The following is a 19,949-nucleotide window of genomic DNA, read 5'->3' on the forward strand; positions in this document are numbered from 1 at the left end:
TCATTCTTAGGTTTACCGCTGCGAAAAGCTGAAAGGACGTTCACCGTGAAGTATTGCAAGCTTTATGCCGATGCTGCTGGCGAAAGCCATTGGGATGACATTGACGTCAACCTCGAGGAACGGAGTTTCGCCCCGCCCGCGCAGGCCATCGAGGTATCCGAGCCAGAGCGCGTCAAACAGACAATGTTCCTGCGGCTTCGATCCGGTTGGAACGAGCCTATCCATCCGACCCCGGTGGCGCAAAGGCTGATATGCCTTGCAGGCACAATCCGCGTCACTGCAAGCGATGGAAACTATCGTGACATCGGCCCCGGCGACGTGTGGCACATGGAAGACAAGGTGGGAAAGGGTCACCACACCAGGGTCACAAGCGATCAGGATTTTGAAGCCGTCATAATTCAGCTCGAGTAACTTGGGCGATCCGAGGCCGTATACGAAACCCCAGGCGAAATATTCACCGTCGGACGGCACCGTTTCGACCTGGCGGTTTCCGGGTATGGCTGCTTGGATGAATCCATAGAGTGCGCCGCTTTTGCCGTCAGAACAGCTTGTAAGGAATCCAAAGCGCTAAATCCTGCCAGAACCACAACAACACGGCCGTTGTCAGCATTATGAATGCAAATGGGATGGCCCCTTGAATAACCTCTTCAAGGCGCGCCTTTCCGACAGCCTGAAGAACAAACAGGTTCAATCCGACCGGCGGAGTGATTAGCGCTGTCTCGATCAGGACGACGAAAAAGATGCCGAACCAGATCGGATCAATTCCCATGGCTTCAAGCGCAGGGAAGAGCACCGGAACCATAATCAGCATCATGGAAAGTGCTTCGAGGAAAAAGCCGATAATCAGCAACACAAGCCCGACCGCGAAGATAAATATCGTCGGGTTTGAGATGTTTTCAGTGAGAAAGCTGCTGATCGATTGCGGAATCAGATACAAAGTAATGGCGTAAGAAAAAACTTTGGCACCCGCGACGATGATGAAGATCATCACGGTGGTTATCAGTGAATCATGCACGGCTTCTCGCAGTTTTGCGAAGTTCATTCTTCCCATCGCGAATGTTATGACCATCGCGATCACGAACCCTATGCCCGCGCTTTCTGATGGCGTGGCTATTCCTGCATAGATTGATCCAATGATTGCTATAGCCAAGATGACAGTCGGAAGCGCACTTAATGTCACCAGCAGCCGTTGTTTCATTGGCATGCGCTCGACTTTTAAGCTCTCTTTGCCGCGCGCATAAAGCATGGCGTAGATGATAAAGAGCGTTGCAAGGAACAAGCCAGGTCCAATTCCGGCAAGGAAAAGCGTTGGAATCGAAGTCTCGGTAATGACGCCATAGATGATCAGCGGGATCGATGGGGGGATCAGAATGCCCAGGGTTCCTCCGGCGGCGAGTTGTCCCAAGATGAATGGACGGTCATAGCCGCGCTTTTCCATCTCGGGGATGGCGACGGTGCCAATTGTGGCCGCCGTCGCCACCGAGGATCCCGAAATCGCGGAAAAAAGCGTGCAGCTTTTGATCGTAGCTACGCCCAATCCCCCGGGCCAATGCCCGACCCAAGCCTGCACACTGGCAAAGAGATCCCGTCCGACGCCGCCTTTCAACAGCACGTTTGACATGAGCAGGAACAAAGGCACGGCCAAAAGTTCAAAACTGTCCATCGTCCCGAATAGGCGCTGCGGTACGGCAATCAGTGGGAGCCCTTTCAGCCATAACAGCACAACGCCAAGTGCGCCCATGGCAAAGGCGACGGGCACGCGCAAAAGTAGCAAACCCAGCAGGGCCCCGATGATCAGAATGGTTTGCAAGGGTCAGTGACCCCCAAGTTCATGGCTTTGCAGGTTCGCCTGACCCGCCCACACCCGGTAGATTTCCACCAAAGCCTGAAGTGACAGCAAACCAAACCCAACCCAGATCGCCGATTGAGTATAGGCCTTGGGTACAGCAAGGTAGCTGTCCGTCGTGTGCCCGGCGAGGGTGGATTTCAGCCAGATGTCCCAGCCATACCGTGCGGCGACGCATCCGAAGAACACGATAACAAGCAACGAAAACGTCTCGACAATCCGGCGCCTAAGCGTGTTCGCATCCCGGAACGCCAAATCAATGACGATGTTCTGGCGGTGCTTTAGAACATAGGCTGTCGCGCCAAAAGTAGCCCACACCTGAAAGATCCTTGCGACCTCATCCACCCAGACCGTCGGGCTGGTGAGCGCGTAGCGCATGAAGACCTCGTAAGCCACGAAAATTCCTATGGCAAAGAACATCCATCCGGCGACAATACCGAAGAGTTCAGACAGCCAATCGACGGTTCTGGTCAGGGCTTGCAGCATTCGGAGCGCCTCGCCAAGAGAAGAAGCAACCGAACCAGAGATGTCCGCTTGCTTTGACAATATGAAGAAGGGATTACATTCCGGACACGACTGAAATCACTTCGGCGGCTGTATCGCCTGCGTCATCGACGAAACGCTGAGAAACGCTCGAGGTCGCCTCAATCCATTGCTGACGCTCTTCATCGGTCAGGTCGACCACGGTCATCAGGCCGCGCATTTCGTCGATCGTTGCATCTTCTTCTGCGTAGATCGCGTCACGCAATTGCTGTTCGACCTCAGCGGCGGCGTCCAGAATGATCTGCTGATGCTCAGGCGAAAGGCTTTCGAAAAAGTCGTTGTTCATGACGGCGACAAATTCGATGGCACTGTCATATGACAAGGTCATGTGATCCATCACTTCGTGCAGTTTTCGTGACTTCACGGCAGACGCACCTGTCATTCCCACATCGACAGCACCCTGCTGATAGGCCAGAAACTGTTTGGACCCCGACATCAGCGTGGGTGCGCCACCAAGCGCCTCGACCGTCCAACCAATCACCTTACCGTAGGTCCGGACTTTTTGGTCCTTGAGATCGGCGGGTGTTCGGATGGCAGACCCGTTCGACAAATAGACGTTACGCCCAAACGCCTGCCACCACAGAACCTTGGCCCCGGTTTCCTCAAGTACAGCGGCATCCAGTATGTTGCGCATTGGTGATCCAGTGGCAACGGCCGCCCGCAGATGGTCTTCATCACGGAAAAAGAAGGGCAGGTTCACAACGTCTACCGCTGGGACCGCCCCAGTAAATCGGCCAAGAAACGCCGAACCGGCTTCGACAGCGCCTGTACCCACTGCTTCTGGAACCTCCTTATCTTTGTAAAGCTGCGCTGACGGGAACAACTGAACCGTTAGCTCACCGCCGGACTTCTCTTCAACGATATCCTTGAACGCGATCCAGTTCTGTCCAAGCGAATGAGTCTCTGGCAACTGTAACGTGACTCGGATGATTGTTTCGGCCTGCACCATGATCGGAGCCGACGCGATGAGCGTTACAGCCAACGCCGCCTTAAACATGTTACGCATGATTCCTCCGTAGAATATTCGGATTTTCCGCTTTCTTAACTTGTTTGGCAGCGTCGCAATGCGATGGCATTAATGTCAATTCCATATGCATCCAAATTCGGGAAATCAAAAAATCTACCCTAGCTGATACCCTTGCAGATATTGGGACATGAACTCGGACAATTCAGCTTGTACCGCATCCGGGTCCAACGCGACGAAGCGACCTTCCAGCGATAGCTTTACTATGCCGTGCACGGCAGAAAACACAGTTCGTGCACGCGAAGCCAAGGTGTCGTCGTCCAACTGAGGGTTCAATTGCGATAACGGAGCGATGATCTCGGCGATGAGCACCGCGTGTTCCTCAAGGTGCCATTGCGGGACCGGTACGCCCGGCTGCATCCGGTGATCGAATAAAGCGGCCCATAGGTTTGGGTTCTCGGTACCGAAATCCAGGTAAGCCAACGCAAGTGCAAGCAGCTTTTCCTTGGGCGTCTCCTGCGATGCGGGGGCGTTTTGTAGTGAGACGTGCAAACGCGCCAGTGTGCGCGAGTTCACCGCCAGTATCAGAAGGTCCAGATCTTCAAACGCATTATAAAGACTGCCCAGCGCACACCCGGCATCTTTTGTGATGTCACGTGCGCGCAGAGCGGCCAAACCTTGCGATTCAATACGCTTTTCCGCAGCATCTAAGATCTTTTTTTTCAGAATTTCTCTTTTACTTTCTGCCATTTAAACCTCGCAGGCTCAAAATTTATGAACATCGTTCATTTTTTCTGTTGAACAATGTTCAGAATCATCGCATAGTCATTTCATGAACAATGTTCATAAACGAGGAGCCAAAGATGTTCAAACAGTTTGCCACTTTGTTAAGAGGCCGGGCCTTTGAGGCGGCAACCGTTGTTACGGATCGTCACGCTCTGCCCATTTTGCGTCAGCAAATCCGGGATTGCGCCCATGCCATTCAGGTGTCGCGCAAGGCGGTCGCCGTCGCAATGGCGCAGAACGAACAAGAGATCAAACAGCACAAGAGGTTGACCCAACAGATCGCGGACCTCGAAACGCGCACGCTGGATGCCTTGCAACAAGACCGCGAGGATCTGGCCCGGGATGCTGCCGAGACAATCGCCCATCTTGAGGCAGAGCGTGACGTGTCAACGCAAGCGCAGGCCCGGTTTGAAACCGAGATCAGCCGCCTACGCACTGTCCTGCGCGAGGCCGAAACCCGGCTAAGGCAGTTACAGCGTGGTCAGCGCCTTGCCACAGCCACGGACAAGACGCAGCGCCTTCAGCAAGTCGCGCCCGACGGTGGGTTGTCCACACTCCGCGAGGCGGAAGACACCTTGCAGCGTTTGCAAGAGCGTCAAAGCGAGATGGACGCCACCGCGCGCGCCATGACCGAGCTGGAAGCAACGGGTTCGGCCGAGCACATTCGCGACAAGTTGGCCGAAGCCGGGTGCGGCAAGCCTTTGCGGTCAAACGCTGACGACGTTCTCGATCGCCTGAAAAAGAAGGCGCAGAAATCTAATAAATCGAAATCGAGCTGACGACCGAACTGAATTGAACCAACAGAGAAATTGAAAGGAATTGATCCATGAATACCGAAGAAAACCTGAACCTGCCGCAATCCAACGCCTGGAACATGTTCACCATTATTTCGTTCATTGTCGCGGCAGCGATGATGGCCGGCGGCATCTACTTCCTGGAAGCCAGCTTTGCGGCAAAAGGGTTCTACTCCATGTCCGCGTTGATGTTGGTACATACCACCGTTTCGATCACAAAAACCCTGCGCGACCGTGAGGAATCGCAACGTCTGCACAATCGGATTGAAGACGCAAAGACCGAAAAGCTGCTGAAAGAGGTGGGCGAGAACATCGCCGCCTAAACGATAACCTCGCGCACCGTCAGGCGCGTTCGACTGGGGGTGGCACCGTTGGCGACCCCCAGTCTTAACGCGTTAAAAAGAACCCTGTCGGCTGGTATGGAAAAACGATCCGAAACAGCGGCGCGTGTAAGTGGGTCATCCGCCAAAGCCGCGGCAGGCCAACCCACCAACCCACGGGCTGCAGCTTGTAACCAGGACCGATAGAACGCCCGGCCAGCGGTGACCATCGACCCACTTTCAGGCCAGTGAAACAGTGCGATTGCACCTGCACCACGGCTGCGCGCAGCCTCGCCCGACAGGTGCGGGCCAAGGCCCAGAAACGATAAAAAATCATAAAGCCTGCCACCCAGAATGGTTGGTGCAATCCTTGCAGTAGCCGCATCCATAGCAAGTACCTCTCGGTTCAGACCGTCGGTGTGGTAGTTGGGATCGCCCTCGCGCAAGCGCATCCAGTGCAGCAACTCGGAACGAAAGTCCCTGGACCGCATAACACGGGCCGAGGCGATGTCGATTTGCCCGGCAAGCCATTCGATCTGGGACGCATCCTGGACCAATGTCATGTGGTCGGCGCGCCAATTTCGGAAGGCTTCTTGCGGTGCAGGTATAAAACCTGCTCGATGCGTCAGACGCTTTGAAACCTCCTTGGCCAGCACAACATCACCGGTATCGGCGGTTGTCTTGGGGACAATGCGAGCAATCATGCGCATTCCCGCCTCGACCGGCGCTTCCGACAAGGTTACGTCGGCACCAAATCCGCGCGCCGCCAGGGCCAACACCGTGCCCTCGACCGCCGCACCACAGGAGACGTCCAGATCACGATCGTCCGGATCACCAACAGGCAGGCGCCGTGACAGATCAGCATGGACCTCGATACACGCGCCATCCAACCGCCATCGCGCTGGCTGCGTGTTATGCGCCGAAGGGGCAAGCATCGCCTGCGCAACAATTGCTTCAAATTCTGCGCGATCCACTACGTCAGCTCCTTGGAAAACAGGTGCAATCTGTGCAACGGCACGGCCCCCGCCTTTTCAGTTTGGCGTAAACTGGCCGCATTTTCGTCAGCAATCCACGTGCCACCAACCGTTTTGTATCCCGCGGCCATCATGTCCCGTGTCATCTCGCTCAGCATCAATGGATTGACCGAACGGCCCTGAAACTCGGGCATTACGCCCTGAAAAATGACCACTGCGCGGTCACGGCGGGCCTTGTATTTGAGGTAGTGATACGGCAACGACAGGCGCAATCGCGATCCGATCCGCCGGAGCAACGGGTTGAGATCGGGAATGGCAATCACCGCGCCCGCAGGTTGACCACGATAATGCACAACCTTTGAAATCCGCGGGTCCATGATCCATTTCATGTCTTTGGCCTGAAAGTGGAACTCTTCAGCCGTCACCGGAACAAACATTGGGTTGTCTTTGAAGCTGCGGTTCAGAATGGCACGGGCGTCTTCAAGCCGCTCCGCGATGGTCGCACGGGTGACAGGCGCGAAAGAGAACCCTTGCTCTAACAATTGCGCGCGCTGCTCGTCGGGCAAAACCTGCGGGGCCGGGTTTGAGTCTAGACGCCGCTCGAACGTCGTCATCGCAAAGTGTGGCTGATATCCATTCGCCTCAAGCAGCCCTGGCAGGTGCGCAGGCCCGCAGATCTGATCGGTAAAAGGGGCCCGGTCAAAACCATCCGTCATGATCCCGGCCTGCTGCATCGCGGTCAGGTTGAAATTGCCGGTCAACCGGGTCATGCCTTTCGCGCGGGACCAGCTTTCCGCCGCCTGCAGCAATTGCGCAGCGGCCTCGGGATCATTTGCGCAATCGAAAAAGCCAAAGCATCCTCGCGCCTCATGATGCAGGTCGTTCGACCCCCGATGTAGATGGGCCGTGATGCGACCCACAGGCTTGCCTTGGCGTTTCACCGAGAAATAGGTGAAATCCGATGCATCGAAAAACAACGGATTCTTGATCGACAGGAAACGTTTCAGATCTGCCTTCATCGGCGACACATACGGAGTGCCGGCACCATAGGCGTGAAACGGGGCCGCGAAGAAACTTGCAAAATCCCTTTCGAGCAGCTCAATCATACTGCCCCCTCATGTACCAAGACGCGCGCCATGCGCTGTACGGCGCGCAAGGCTGCACCGGTACTGTCCAGGGTCGCGATTTCAGGGCTGTTGAGCATGACCACCCGCATTGGGGTGCCGGACAGGAACACCGCATGGGTCGCATCAAAACGGGCGAACAGCCAATTGACCTGTTCGTCATCCGTTGCCCCCAATTGTTGCACGGGTGTTGTGGTGAAGCTGGCGCGCAAATCATCAAGATTCATGTCCATCAAATCTGCTTCTTCAACCAGTATCAAGTCCGGAGATCCGGCAGCACGGCGCAGCAAAGTCAGGCTGGCTTGTGGTCCCTGCCCTTTGACATCCGCAATCTCGCGCAGAGCGATCAGCTGGCGATCCTTAATCCGCAAGGCAATCGCTGCCTGCCAAATTGCCAATAGCATGAGCGTGGACAAAGTGATCGCCATTACCTGCACGCCAGACCTCATATCCACCGGCACGATCGCCGAAAAGATCAGCGGTAGCAGAACGGCCATGACTATAACGATGCCGAAACCTCTCAGCGTATCCCACGGCCGCAATCCGGAACGGTTCATCCCGATCGACAACCAGCACAGTCCCAGCACGGCCACGCCACCCAGTCTGACCGGCAGGTCAAGCGTTGTCCCACGCATGAAATCTGTCGCCAGAAACGGCAGGATCAGCAGAAAGGACAGGCTTATCCAATTGATGGTTCTATTTTCCGCCGATGACAGGCTGTCTTTGTCACGCCGCAACACAAACAGAGCGACGCCGCCCAAACCGAACAGTTGAAACAGCAGCAGACCGGCCAGCCGGGTGATCTCAACACTGCTGAACTGGAAAAGGCCCAACAGCCCGAATACCACGCCCCCCCAAGCACAGAATTGTTTCAGAACCGGCGGCGCGTGGCGGCGCGTAAGCCCTTCGGACAGAACAAGTGCAGCCAAAGGTATCAGTGCCGCGCAGAAATTTGTGACCGCCGAAAACAGCCAGCCCCAGCCGCCCCAGTGACCAATCCGCGCCAGCATCAGAACAACCAGAACCCACAAGCAGAATTGAAACCGTTTAGCGATTTCCGGCCTCTGCACCAGGTCCTGAAGATGCAGCAACACAGTTGCCGCACCCAGCGCCGCACAGAGCGAAACCCAGGCATCCGCCAGAAAAGCCGCAGTATCCATCATGACGCCAGCAACTTGTTCATCTGCCGTCGAACCAGCGGACGCATCAGCGCGGCAAGAAAGCGCGGTAAAGGCCGCTCAACCTTGCCAGTGTGTGGGTTCAGAAACCAACCGCGATAGTCCGCGCCGTGAGGGCGGCCCAGAACAGATTGAAGCGCCTCTCCTCCCATCAATGTTCCTGCCATAATCACCATCGGTGCAAAGGACATGCGGCTGCGGGTTCCAGCAATCACCTCACCTGCCAGAGCCAGATCAACGTGGTGCCGGGATGAGGAATGGGTCAGCACATATTCGGCCTCGGCTTTGGCCGCCGCATCCCGCAACTCGGGGGTCAGCGCGTTCCAGCTGGTGCCGCTTGTGGTGTAGCCCAGACGCTCCTCGGGCATGGGGTCGTCGGGGGTTGTGACATAGACTGACGGCAACGGCGACGCATAGGCATCGATCACCGCGCGCCCTTTGGCCCGCGCCGTGCGATATAACAGCAAGCTGGCACCAAGATCGTCGGTGCCATTGATCACGACATCCGCGCTTTGAACCAGACGATCCACATGGTCGGACCATTCCGCACCAAGCACCTCAATCTCAGCTTCGGGATTGATTTGTAGACACTGATCCCGGGTTGCCTGCGCTTTGTCCTGATCGACTGTCTTCAGCGTTGCAAACAGTTGTCGGTTCAGGTTGGACACTTCGAACGCATCCAAATCGGCTAGGATCAACCGGCCCACCCCGGCGCGGATCAGGGTCATGATCGCGCTGCCCCCCATTCCTCCGGTGCCGCAGACGAACACACAGGCGTTGCGCAGGTGTGATTGTTCGTCCCCGGACACAAAACCGAGGTTGCGGGTGGTGAAGTCCTGATAGGTAAATTCCGTCATTTATTCTGCTCTCGTGGCCTAAGGATGCCAAATTCGTGCCGCGTGTCTGCCCATTGCCAAAGCGGCATCGCCAGCCGCTGCAAAACCGCGGCTATGACAGCAAGGGCAAGTGCAGCAACGGATCCGCGCGGAACTTCGCGCCCGACATAAGACAGGGCGGTTGGCATATCCATTTGCCCCAATTGCAGGATGTCATCACCCCGATCATAGTCGAGCTGGTTCTCGCAGAACGCATTGACGACCTGATCCCGATGTTTCGGCGCATCCTCGAAGGTTTTCTTCAGATAATCCGACCCGCCAGTATAGGCGTTGGTGATCACAAAGCGGTCTTCGTCAAACCCTGCATCAGGTCCGACGCCGAAAACATGGCGGTGATCCTTGATGATACTTCGCGCCAAATGCAGATGCAGAAGACTGCGTCGGTTCTGCGGCCCTGTCTGCGCCGTGGGAAACACACGGGCAAAGCCCTGACCAACCAGCCCCACAACTGCAGGGACTTGTGTCACATTCGAAACCCAAAGCGGGCGCATACCATTTCGAAACAAGAGCAGCACACAGGTCAACCCATAGAGAACCCAGCTGAAGCCCTGGTTGCGAAGAGCTGGATCAACCATGACCAATCCCAGATGCAACACCGGTTCGGACCGGTGTCCTAGATCGACATCCATCAGTGCCAAGGCATTGAAGGCAACCGGCGTATTGTCATCTCGGCGCGAAATCAGAGTGATTACCGAATGCTCAAGCCGGTCGCGATCCCCGGCGAAAACGCCATACGCCAGTTCCCCGGTAGGCAACGTTTTCGACGCCACGCTCCGCAGATTCTCGACTAGGTTGTCCAGTTCATCGCTCGGCATCCAGAGGCCGGGGCGTTCGACAATGCGTACGTGGTATTCACCCGGAATACCCAGACGAATATCCATGTAACGCTGCGAAGCCGCGTTAATTATGGCACTTATCAAATTCCGTTCCCGTTAATGTCTGCTCAAATCCGGATCCGAACTATGTTTCGGTAAAGCCAACGTTTGAAATCAACCTTGCCTGCAGTCGCATCGCTTCGTCATCAACCGGTTTTTTTCTTTTCGGCGCAAGTCCTGAATTCCGCCAGCGTCCAACCAACTTCTCTTTCCGCCGTCAGCAAGGTGGTCGACATATCCGCCGCTTGTACCCCAGGATAGCAAAGGAAGTCGGCGGGGATATTTCTGCCAAAGCCGACCGCCCGAATGTCACTTTTATTGTCGGGTCGCGCTCAAACCTCGCTACCCTGACAAAGTACAATTTGAGCATTGGGAGCTCCTTAAACCGGATAAAAAATTTCCCGGCTGTATCCCATTGCTTCATAGGTCTGCGAAACACTGCTGACCTGCCCGACCAATTCCAGCAACCCGAGTTTCGGATCGATGGTCTTTTCCGGAATGCTTGTCATTGATCGCCTCGCCTTGCTTGCGCACCAGAAGGGCGAAAATGTCAGATCAAGTTGTTTGCCTTGCACCCAAGACTACTGTCGGCTGGCTGTTTTGAAACGCGTCAATTCTTGCACAGATTGCGTGTCACCCGCGGGCGCTCCAAACCGGTCGATCTGATCAGGCGAGCGTTCCGGTGCATCCACATGTTATTCTTTTGCGCGGCTGACCCTATCATTCAAGATCACTTGATACATCTCTTCGACGCCCATGTCGGTTGCTTTCCATGTCATTTCTTGTTGATGGCTGCGATACATATTCCTGAGATTTACCGGCGCAAGTTTTAACGCTGAACGGCTGCATGAATGCTGTGGGGAGAGATCCGTTTAAATCAGCTGTTTGATCGTGTTTGGGCATTTGGCCGTCGCGTCAGCACGAGTTTAGTTGTCATTGAATCAACAAAGGTCTTGATTTTCGCTCCATCTTGTCTGATATTTCTGTCATGACAGAAATTTATGACATAACGAAATCAGACGCTGCAAGCCAATTCATTCTCTATTGGGGTGATATGGGCAATCAATGGGGCGTCAATCGCTCTGTGGCGCAGATTCACGCGCTGCTTTACCTTAGCTCCAAACCCCTTAATGCCGAGCAGATCGCCGAGTCGTTGGGTATTGCGCGATCCAACGTTTCCAACTCGCTCAAAGAATTGGTGAGCTGGCGCCTCATTCGCCGCATTCCGGTGCCAGGCGACCGGCGCGAGCATTATGAGGCCGAAGTGGATGTCTGGGAAATGGGGATCCGCATCGCCCAAGGGCGCAAGGAACGCGAGATTGATCCGGCGACACAAGCCCTGCGCGCGTGCGTGGCCCAGGCTGAAACCGAAAGCAGTCTTGACCCAACAGCGTTGCGGCGCATGCAGGACATGCAAGAATTTCTGGCCACCGCCGATACGTGGTTCAGCGATATGCTTACTGTGCCCCGTCCGAAACTGGTAATGTTGATGAAAATGGGAACCAAAGTCGTTTCCCTGCTCAGCTTCACCGGAGGCAAAAAAAGCAGCTAAAAATTTGTCCCGCAATTTCTCTTTTGACGGAAAAAACAGAATGATCGAAATTAGCAAAAAGATAGCGCTGCCGGGCCCGAAGCCGGCTCAACCGCAATCCGATGCGGTCAGCAGTCTGGATGATCGGTTCAAGAACTTGCTGGGGGCTTCGGCATGGTCTCGCCTGCCCAAAGCAATTCAGCGCCGGTTCAGCAAGCGTCTGCTGGGGGATGCCAGCCTTGCCTATCAGGGTCGCGTGACCCAAATGCGGATGAACCCCGTCGGGCGTGCACTGGCCTTTGCCCTGCGCGTGATCGGGGCACCGCTGCCGTTTGATCGCACCTCTGTCGGTCGATCCGCTGTGGTCACCGTCACCGAAGATGCGGCAACGGGCGGGCAGTTTTGGATCCGGCAATATGGTCGGGCGGCCGGGTTTCCACAGATGGTCGGTAGCTCCAAACGCTTTGCCGGGCCAACCGGATTGGAAGAATACATCGGCTTTGGGATCGGCATCTCGCTAAAGCTCGAAAGCACAGCGAACGGTCTCTATTTCGTCAGCGACCGTTACTTCCTGAAACTGGGGCAAAACCGACTGCCTCTGCCACGGTGGGTCTGTCCTGGGGGGCTTGTGGTCGGCCACGAAGAACTTGGGGGTGGGCAGTTCCGGTTCACTCTGGAACTGGTGCATCCGCTTTTTGGTCAGCTGATCTGGCAGGACGCAACCTTTCATGATGCTGAGGTTATCGGGAGTGTCCCGTCATGAAGGTCGTGATTATCGGCGGATACGGTGTTTTCGGATCCCTGACGGCCCGATTGCTGGCACGTGATGGGCATCAGCTTTGGCTGGCCGGGCGACGCCCTGAAAAGGGTCGCGCTCTGGCTCAGGAACTCGGGGCGCAAACCCTGAAATTGGACATTGGCAAAGCACCAGAGGCAGTTTTCGAAGTAAAGCCAGACGTTGTGATTGATGCGGCAGGACCGTTCCAACACTATGGTGATGATCCGTATAAAGTCCCGAAACTCTGTATCGCTCATGGCTGCCACTATCTTGATCTGTCGGACAGCGCCACGTTCACGAAGGGTATTGCTGCTTTGAACACCGAAGCGACGGCCGCAGGTGTTTTTGCCCTTTCCGGCGCATCCAGTGTGCCCGGTCTGTCCTCCTGTATTGCCGAAAACTTGATCGAAGGTATGGATGAAGTTGATGTCATCGACATCGCAATCCTGCCAGGTAACCGGGCACCGCGAGGCATGTCCGTTATCAAGAGTATTGTCAGCGGTGTCGGACGGCGGCATCAGGTGTGGCGCAATGGTGCCTGGCAAACAACTAGCGGATGGACGGATCGCAAGTTGTATGAGTTGGAACCGGGTATGAGGCGCGCCGGATACAGCGTCGAAGTTCCCGACATCGCACTGCTGCCGGAAAAGACAGGCGCGAAGAGCGTCATGTTTCGTGCAGGTCTGGAACTTCCGTTGATGAACTGGGCATTACATCTGCTGGCTAAACTCAGGCAGTACGGGCACTTTGAATTACCGGACATTGCCTATTCTGCGCTCTACGTTCTTTCAAAAGCGCTTTATCCCTTCGGGAGTGACCGAGGCGGTATGCAGGTAAGTGTTTCCGGCAAGCGCGCCGGGCAGAGCCTGACCCGAAAATGGAAGCTGATCGCGGAAAAGGGGCACGGTCCTTTTGTTCCCGGTGTCATGTGCCGCGCGATCCTGCGAGAACATGACAACGTGAATGCAGGTGCGCGACCCTGTCTGGCAGAGCTGACAAGGCCCCTGGTTGAAGGCGCAATGGCAGATCTGGAAATTCATACAGAGACTGTCGACCTGATGGATCATGGCACAACTGACCCAAGAGGCGACGTGCAAAAGAGCAAACGCTCAGGAAATTCAGACAGGCAGCGCCTAAACACAGCTGCACCTTTAAAGCGCGGGAACTCGATTCATAACAGTGCGAAAAAATTGTCATTTCGCTATACGCGCTAAAGTTCACGTAGTTCAGAATATGATGTTTTTGACTGACGGGCTGGTCCGCCACCTCGTATTTCAGTCGAGATAACAATCGCAGCAATGACCTCAGCCAAGAGGACCTCATCAAAATCTGCACATCTTGGGCAGAGGAACTGCGCATTCGCCCGTCACTTCTGGCGGCATGAAACACTTGACCGCAGATACACTGACATGGGGTGCCTTCGCGATTGCCTCTGCAATTCTGGCCGCGCAACCTTTGCAATGGCTTGTTCGAAGCTGGCTTAGCCCGGCTTATGGGTCTTTTGGGTATGTCTATGTCCTACTGATTTTGGGTCTGGCCGGGATGAGCTTGCTGAGCGGCCGCCGGAAAGAGGCAGGCTCTGACGTTCCAGCGATTGCCTTGTTGCTCTTGGCGGCTTTGATCCGGTTTCTGGGGCAGATTTTGGCGATCAACATTCTCAGCGCTCTTGCGCTTGCTTTGGATGTTTTTGCGCTGGTCGGGTTGCTGCAGCTGAATCGGCGCCCTTTTGCGCTGTCGCCGTTTTGGATGGCTACGCTGTTCTTGTTTTCCTTACCGACCGAAATGGTCTTGCAACGCACACTTGGGTTCCCGTTGCAGATGGTTTCCGCGGAACTGTCCTGCCACATGCTCAGTGCACTGTTCTCGAATGTTGTCTGCGACGGCGTGCGCATCACCTTGGAACAGAGAGATATTCTGGTGGACTTGCCGTGTTCCGGAGCCTCGGGGCTTTTGCTGTCGCTGGCCTTCGTGGTTACGCAGAACGCAGTTTTGCGCCCGCGATGGCATGTCGGTGGCCTTAGCCTGTTGGCCGTGATCGGATGCGCCACCTTGGGCAATAGCCTGCGCATTTCGCTGCTGGCGATTGGGCTTGCACGTGGTCTGGATGTTATGGCCGAGCCTTGGCACAGCCTTATCGGGCTGGTGACCCTTGGCCTGACAGTTGCGCCTTTTGCCTTGTTCTATCGGCCCCGCAGCAGAAACACGCACAAAAGCCGCGCACATCCCAAGCAGTTCATTCTGCCCAAACCCATCAGGGCACTGGCGGGGTTTGCATGCCTGATCGGCAGCATTGCGATCGTGTCTCTCAAGGCAAACCCAGTGGATGTTTCAGGCAGTGTCGTAACCCCGAATCTGCCCGCACAAATCCAAGGATATCTGGGGCAGAAAGTGCCCCTGACACAGATGGAAGCTTATTACTTCGAAGCCTATGGCGGACACGCGCAAAAGGCTCAATTCGGTCCACTGGGGCTGAATGTGGTCAGCACGCGCGCGCCGCTGCGACATTTGCATGCCCCTGAAATCTGCCTGCGGGGTCTTGGCTACAAGGTTCGGTTTCTGGGCACACGCTATGACGGCGTGCCCAGCGCCTACTACCGTGCCACCGGCCCGGACGGGGACCAATGGCTGGTTGCGGTCAGCTACGTCGCGCAAAACGGGCAAGTCACACCCAGCGTGGGCGAAGCGATCTGGCGCTGGCTGAACGGGTCCGGCGGCACCTGGAGCAGCGTGCAAAGGATCACCCCATGGGCCTTACACACGAGCTTGCGCGCCCAACTCGACGCTGCCGCGATTGCAGCGCTCGACATTCACACCATCAAAGGAACGGACATATGATACGGTATTTTGCTTTTATTTTTCTGCTATTCCCCGCGGCTGCGTACACCCAGCCGAAAGACGACATCGCGGGTCGATTGATCGGCAGCGGAGCGGCTGGTCAATTGGATCTGCCCTTGCTGAAATCGGACCTTTCCGTTGATATTCAGGGCGATATGGCAACCGTTCAGGTGCGGCAGGTGTTCATAAACCCTTCGGACGATCCGATGTCGGCGGAGTATCTGTTCCCCCTCAACCAAAAAGCCGCCGTCTACGCGATGCAGATGCAGGTGGGCGACGAAGTGATTGAGGCGCAGATCCAACAAAAGCACGAGGCCGAACAAACCTTTGAGACAGCAAAGCAAGAAGGCAAAGCCGCTGCCCTTTTGACCCAACATCGTCCCAACATGTTCACGCAGAACGTCGCCAATCTGATGCCGGGGCAGCCGATTACCGTGACGCTGAGTTATGTGCAGGCCGTCCCTAAGATAGACGAAGCTTATGAGCTGGTACTCCCTCTGATCGTCGGGCCGCGCTATCAAGGGGCGGTGAATTTTGACCAAACGTCTCAGGGCTTTGAGTTGGCTGATTTCCATACTGAAGAACCGGTCACTTCTACCATAACCGAAGTCGATGGCTGGACGGTTTCCAAGCTACCGCAATACCCTCTGGTTCCGCGCCTGACGAACCCCGATACAATTGAACCCGCTCGGGTCTCGCTGAACCTCAATCTGCGCGGTGCAGTTCCCGTTTCCAATCTGACAAGCGCCACGCATGATCTGCAAGTCCATGAGTCGGAGGGGGTGATCAGCGCCACTTTTAAGCACGGGCGGGTGATCGACAACCGCGATCTGGTTCTACGCTACGCGCTTGGTGGTGATGAGACGACAGCCGGAGTGCTGGCCCACCATGATGACCGGGGTGGCTTTGTATCGGTGCTGGTTGAGCCGCCAAAAATCCCGCAGTCGGATCAGATAACTGCACGAGAGCTGGTCTTTGTGCTGGACACCTCGGGATCAATGGGCGGCGCGCCTTTGGATGCCAGCAAGCGGTTTATGGAGGCCGCGTTGAAAGGTCTGCGCCCCGAGGATTATTTCCGCGTGATCCGGTTTTCCTCGGGCGCGTCCGAGTTCGCGTCCCAAGCCGTTCCTGCCACACGCGGTAACATCCAGTCCGGTTTACGCTACGTGCGCAGTCTGCGCGCCGGGGGTGGTACAGAAATCGACAACGCAATCCGTCATGCCTTTGCAACGCGGCAACCTGCCGACACATTGCGCATCGTCGTCTTCCTTAGCGATGGGTATATTGGGCAGGAATCCCGCGTGTTGCGCACAATCCGGCAACAGATCGGCGATGCGCGTATCTATGCCTTTGGCGTGGGTACTGCAGTAAATCGCTATCTGTTGGACGCGATGGCCGAAGAAGGGCGCGGTTATGCCCGCTACGTTGATCCGACCCAGCACGCCTCGGATGTCGCCGACACACTGGCCCGGGATCTGAAATCGCCGGTGCTGACGGATGTATCCATTGATTGGGGTGGGTTGAATGTCACCGAAGTGGTGCCACAACATATTCCCGACCTGTTCGATGGCGGCTCAATTCGGGTTTTGGCTCGGTACGAAGGTGGCGGGCCTGCGGACATCACGATCAATGGCCTGGTGCAAGGTAGAAAAGCACAGATATCACTCTCGACAGTCCTGCCAACAGAATCCGGTCCAGAAAGTGATACGCATCAGGGCACTGCGATCCCACTGACCTGGGCACGTTCCAAAATCGCAGATCTTGACCGCGCCATGGCGGTGCAGGCCGGCGATCCCAGAAAGATTGAAGCGCAAATCACCGATCTTGGGCTGAAATTCAACCTTCAGACGCAGTTCACCTCTTTTGTTGCGGTTTCAAAAATGGTCGTAAACCCCGACGACGCGCCAGCAGATGCCAAGCCGGTGGCCTTGCCGCAGGTGGCGGGCGTTGGCCCAGCAGCATATCCCAAAACAGCGTTCAGCGGGTCTTCGACACCCGAGCCGCAAACGATTTTCGGACTGATAATGCTGATGGCTTTGGGCGCGCTGCGCCTGAGCCGAGGCCGGAGGGTTTCGGCATGAGAGCGTTACCCTACAAACTGCGCACCGATGCCTGGTGGCTGGGGGATGATTTCACCTGGCGCAGACAACAGGTGCAAGCTCCACTTGACCCGGACAATGGCAGTATGATCTCTGATCGTGACTTCGGTAGTATTTCGACGGCGGACGCATACAGTGAACAACATCCTGATCGTAGATGATGATGCCCGTATTCGCGATGTCGTACGCTTTGCGCTGGAAGAATCCGGCTTTCGAACAACCGAAGCATCCACTGGTCAGGACGCATTGGAGGTTTTTAGCAATACCCCGGCCGATCTGGTCGTGCTGGATATCGGAATGCCCGAAATGGATGGGTTGGAGGCCTGCCGGGAATTGCGCAAAAGCTCAACCGTGCCGATCCTGTTTCTGACGGCACGAGATGATGAGATTGACCGCATTCTAGGGTTTCAGCTTGGTGGCGATGACTATGTCACCAAACCCTTCAGTCCGCGTGAACTGGTGCTGCGGATCAAGGCCATCCTTGCCCGCTCGGCCGACATTAAATCGCCGGACGACGTGACGGTCTTTCAGGATCTGCAACTGGATCATTGCGCGCATCGCTGCACCCTTGCCGAGGCCGAGGTCCAGCTGACCGGGATCGAATTCGCGGTCCTGTCGATCCTGGCCAAAACACCAAGCCGCGTCTATGCGCGCGCGCACTTGATCGAGCTGGTTTACGGCCACAACACCTATCTGTCTGGTCGCACGGTGGATAGCCATATCCGTAATATCCGTCAGAAGGCGCGCACTTTGGGATATCCAGATTTGATTCAAACCGTGCACGGGGTTGGGGTGAAGCTGGGCGTTTGCCAGTGCTGACCGTAACGCAAAAATGGCGACCGCCGCTTGCGCTGGTGATTTCGCTGGTCTGCATCGCCCTTGTGACCCTTCCGATCATTGGTGTTTTGGGTGCCCGCCTGTCCAGCAACCAGTTCGCACGCGAAACCGAACGCAGTCTTTTGTCTCAGGCCGTTATCTTTGGCGAAATCTATGCCACGGCCTTTTCTGAGATCCAGGCCGCACCCGATGTCGGCCACAGTTTGTCCACTGAGCAGATGGAACGCCTTACTCAGGACTTTCATCCCATCCCAGCCAGTTTGGATCTGTTTCGCGGTCAGGTCTCGCCGCCGCGCCCCGACCCGGTTTCAAGTGATGAACCGCTGGACGCGCCGTATTCGGAGATCTCTCAATCACTGTCACAGCTGGCGAGGTCGGCTAAGAAAACCACTCTGTCGGGGTATGTTTTCATGGATCACTCTGGGCGGATCATCGCCAGCAGTGGATCAGCCAGCGGGTCTTTTCTGCATGTACCCGAAGTGTCGCAAGCGTTGGAGGGTGAAACCGTTTCATTGCTGCGACAGCGCGATGACACGTCCAATCGGCACCTGCTGAACTCGATCAGTCGCGATACCTCATACCGCGTGTTTGTCGCCCACCCGGTGGTGTTGAATGACAGGGTCATCGGGGCCGTTTACCTGTCGCGCACGCCAATGGACCTTCGGAAATTCCTGTTTCAGGAACGGTTCACGCTTGGCTCTGTCGTGGTGTTCATGCTGGTGTCTGCAGCTGTGGTCGGTTGGATGATGTGGCGGCTGATCTCGAAGCCAATTCGCGATCTCAGCTGTCAAAGCCAGGATGTCGCCAGCGGATTGAAACCGATCCCCGATCCCGTGCAGCACTATGGCGTGAAGGAACTGGCGGAACTGGGTAACAACGTCGTTTCGATGGCTGCAACCTTGTCAGAGCGGTCGACTGCGATCGAGACTTACACGAGCCACGTAACCCATGAGTTGAAATCGCCGGTCACGGCAATTTTGGGTGCGGCAGAGCTGTTGTCTGATGGGCCGTCAGCGGTATCCGGTGATCGCAACCAGAAACTGGTTCATAACATTCAGCAAGAAGGTCTGCGTATGAACGCCTTGCTGAGCCGTCTTCGCGAACTGGCACGGGCCAGTATTCGAACTGACCCTACCCCAACGTCACTGGCGGATATGGTCCAGGCGGCGTCAGCCGCGTTTTCAGAAAAGGTTGTCGAGTTGCAGGCGCCGCCAGAAACGTACCTGCCTTTGTCCAAAGATCAGGGCCATATCGTTCTGCATCACCTTCTTCAAAACGCGTTTCAACACGGCGCAACACGTGTCGACATAAGTTTTGACGCGGCTTCAAACAGCCTGATCGTTTCCGACAATGGTTCGGGCATTTGCCCGCGAAACAGTGCACGCATCACAGAACCATTCTTCACAACCAGACGGGACCAAGGCGGCACTGGTTTGGGCCTATCCATTGTTACCGCTGTTTTGAAACAGGCAGGTGTAGCGATTGAAACAATGACCCCAAAGCAAGGCGCCAGTTTTCGGATCAAGTTTTGAACTTTGCTGGAAATAGTTCGCCGAATAACTTTGAGAC

At 55.9% G+C, this 19,949-nt stretch carries 20 protein-coding genes; 10 read left to right on the forward strand and 10 right to left on the reverse strand.

Annotated features, from left to right (window positions below):
* Positions 1-45 precede the first annotated feature (45 nt).
* Complete coding sequence (locus tag AC2FLJ_RS10710) at positions 46-411, forward strand: cupin domain-containing protein (RefSeq protein ID WP_282171019.1); 366 nt, start codon at positions 46-48, stop codon at positions 409-411.
* Between the two features lie 127 nt (positions 412-538).
* Here the strand turns inward: AC2FLJ_RS10710 and AC2FLJ_RS10715 are convergent, their stop codons facing one another.
* From AC2FLJ_RS10715 to AC2FLJ_RS10730, 4 genes are all read right to left on the reverse strand, one after another.
* The gene (locus AC2FLJ_RS10715; RefSeq protein WP_496699876.1) at positions 539-1,810 is read right to left on the reverse strand and encodes a TRAP transporter large permease; all 1,272 of its coding nucleotides are present in this window, start codon (positions 1,808-1,810) and stop codon (positions 539-541) included.
* Between the two features lie 3 nt (positions 1,811-1,813).
* On the reverse strand, positions 1,814-2,332 hold the full coding sequence (locus AC2FLJ_RS10720) for a TRAP transporter small permease (protein WP_496705727.1): 519 nt from the start codon (positions 2,330-2,332) through the stop codon (positions 1,814-1,816).
* Positions 2,333-2,405: 73 nt separating this feature from the next.
* The gene (locus tag AC2FLJ_RS10725) at positions 2,406-3,395 is read right to left on the reverse strand and encodes a TRAP transporter substrate-binding protein (protein WP_496699878.1); all 990 of its coding nucleotides are present in this window, start codon (positions 3,393-3,395) and stop codon (positions 2,406-2,408) included.
* Between the two features lie 114 nt (positions 3,396-3,509).
* On the reverse strand, positions 3,510-4,103 hold the full coding sequence (locus AC2FLJ_RS10730; RefSeq protein WP_496699879.1) for a TetR/AcrR family transcriptional regulator: 594 nt from the start codon (positions 4,101-4,103) through the stop codon (positions 3,510-3,512).
* 113 nt (positions 4,104-4,216) lie between these two features.
* Between AC2FLJ_RS10730 and AC2FLJ_RS10735 the strand changes: the two genes are divergently transcribed.
* Complete coding sequence (locus AC2FLJ_RS10735; RefSeq protein WP_496699880.1) at positions 4,217-4,918, forward strand: PspA/IM30 family protein; 702 nt, start codon at positions 4,217-4,219, stop codon at positions 4,916-4,918.
* Positions 4,919-4,965: 47 nt separating this feature from the next.
* Positions 4,966-5,256 carry a YiaA/YiaB family inner membrane protein gene (locus AC2FLJ_RS10740; protein ID WP_113790425.1) on the forward strand — a complete coding sequence of 97 codons (291 nt, stop codon included), beginning with the start codon at positions 4,966-4,968 and terminating at the stop codon, positions 5,254-5,256.
* Here the strand turns inward: AC2FLJ_RS10740 and AC2FLJ_RS10745 are convergent.
* The 6 genes from AC2FLJ_RS10745 to AC2FLJ_RS10770 all read right to left on the reverse strand — a co-directional run bounded on the left by AC2FLJ_RS10745 (position 5,253) and on the right by AC2FLJ_RS10770 (position 10,809).
* Positions 5,253-6,227 (reverse strand): hypothetical protein, encoded by a 975-nt coding sequence (locus tag AC2FLJ_RS10745; protein WP_496705730.1) that lies wholly within the window; start codon positions 6,225-6,227, stop codon positions 5,253-5,255. The genes AC2FLJ_RS10740 and AC2FLJ_RS10745 overlap by 4 nt on opposite strands.
* Positions 6,227-7,333, reverse strand: a complete 1,107-nt coding sequence (locus AC2FLJ_RS10750; RefSeq protein ID WP_496699882.1) for a hypothetical protein — start codon at positions 7,331-7,333, stop codon at positions 6,227-6,229. Before AC2FLJ_RS10750 ends, AC2FLJ_RS10745 begins: the two co-directional genes overlap by 1 nt.
* Positions 7,330-8,514, reverse strand: a complete 1,185-nt coding sequence (locus AC2FLJ_RS10755) for a hypothetical protein (protein ID WP_496705732.1) — start codon at positions 8,512-8,514, stop codon at positions 7,330-7,332. Before AC2FLJ_RS10755 ends, AC2FLJ_RS10750 begins: the two co-directional genes overlap by 4 nt.
* Positions 8,511-9,386: a ThiF family adenylyltransferase gene (locus AC2FLJ_RS10760; protein ID WP_496699884.1), complete on the reverse strand. Its 876-nt coding sequence runs from the start codon at positions 9,384-9,386 to the stop codon at positions 8,511-8,513. Before AC2FLJ_RS10760 ends, AC2FLJ_RS10755 begins: the two co-directional genes overlap by 4 nt.
* On the reverse strand, positions 9,383-10,306 hold the full coding sequence (locus tag AC2FLJ_RS10765) for a hypothetical protein (RefSeq protein ID WP_496699885.1): 924 nt from the start codon (positions 10,304-10,306) through the stop codon (positions 9,383-9,385). Before AC2FLJ_RS10765 ends, AC2FLJ_RS10760 begins: the two co-directional genes overlap by 4 nt.
* 374 nt (positions 10,307-10,680) lie before the next feature.
* Positions 10,681-10,809 carry a hypothetical protein gene (locus AC2FLJ_RS10770; RefSeq protein WP_496699886.1) on the reverse strand — a complete coding sequence of 43 codons (129 nt, stop codon included), beginning with the start codon at positions 10,807-10,809 and terminating at the stop codon, positions 10,681-10,683.
* A gap of 545 nt (positions 10,810-11,354) precedes the next feature.
* Here AC2FLJ_RS10770 and AC2FLJ_RS10775 point away from each other — a divergent pair.
* From AC2FLJ_RS10775 to AC2FLJ_RS10805, 7 genes are all read left to right on the forward strand, one after another.
* Complete coding sequence (locus AC2FLJ_RS10775; RefSeq protein ID WP_496705735.1) at positions 11,355-11,852, forward strand: GbsR/MarR family transcriptional regulator; 498 nt, start codon at positions 11,355-11,357, stop codon at positions 11,850-11,852.
* A gap of 40 nt (positions 11,853-11,892) precedes the next feature.
* A complete protein-coding gene (locus tag AC2FLJ_RS10780; RefSeq protein ID WP_496705737.1) occupies positions 11,893-12,594 on the forward strand; it encodes a DUF4166 domain-containing protein in 702 nt (233 codons plus the stop codon).
* Positions 12,591-13,823, forward strand: a complete 1,233-nt coding sequence (locus AC2FLJ_RS10785; RefSeq protein ID WP_496705738.1) for a saccharopine dehydrogenase family protein — start codon at positions 12,591-12,593, stop codon at positions 13,821-13,823. Before AC2FLJ_RS10780 ends, AC2FLJ_RS10785 begins: the two co-directional genes overlap by 4 nt.
* A 166-nt stretch (positions 13,824-13,989) precedes the next feature.
* Positions 13,990-15,444: an exosortase T gene (gene xrtT, locus AC2FLJ_RS10790; protein WP_496705740.1), complete on the forward strand. Its 1,455-nt coding sequence runs from the start codon at positions 13,990-13,992 to the stop codon at positions 15,442-15,444.
* Complete coding sequence (locus AC2FLJ_RS10795) at positions 15,441-17,525, forward strand: VIT and vWA domain-containing protein (protein WP_496705742.1); 2,085 nt, start codon at positions 15,441-15,443, stop codon at positions 17,523-17,525. Before xrtT ends, AC2FLJ_RS10795 begins: the two co-directional genes overlap by 4 nt.
* Positions 17,526-17,678: 153 nt before the next feature.
* Positions 17,679-18,362, forward strand: a complete 684-nt coding sequence (locus tag AC2FLJ_RS10800; RefSeq protein ID WP_496705744.1) for a response regulator transcription factor — start codon at positions 17,679-17,681, stop codon at positions 18,360-18,362.
* Complete coding sequence (locus AC2FLJ_RS10805; protein WP_282121316.1) at positions 18,356-19,912, forward strand: ATP-binding protein; 1,557 nt, start codon at positions 18,356-18,358, stop codon at positions 19,910-19,912. Before AC2FLJ_RS10800 ends, AC2FLJ_RS10805 begins: the two co-directional genes overlap by 7 nt.
* The last annotated feature ends 37 nt before the right edge of the window (positions 19,913-19,949 follow it).

The organism is Ruegeria sp. CDSA034, from assembly GCF_059612275.1.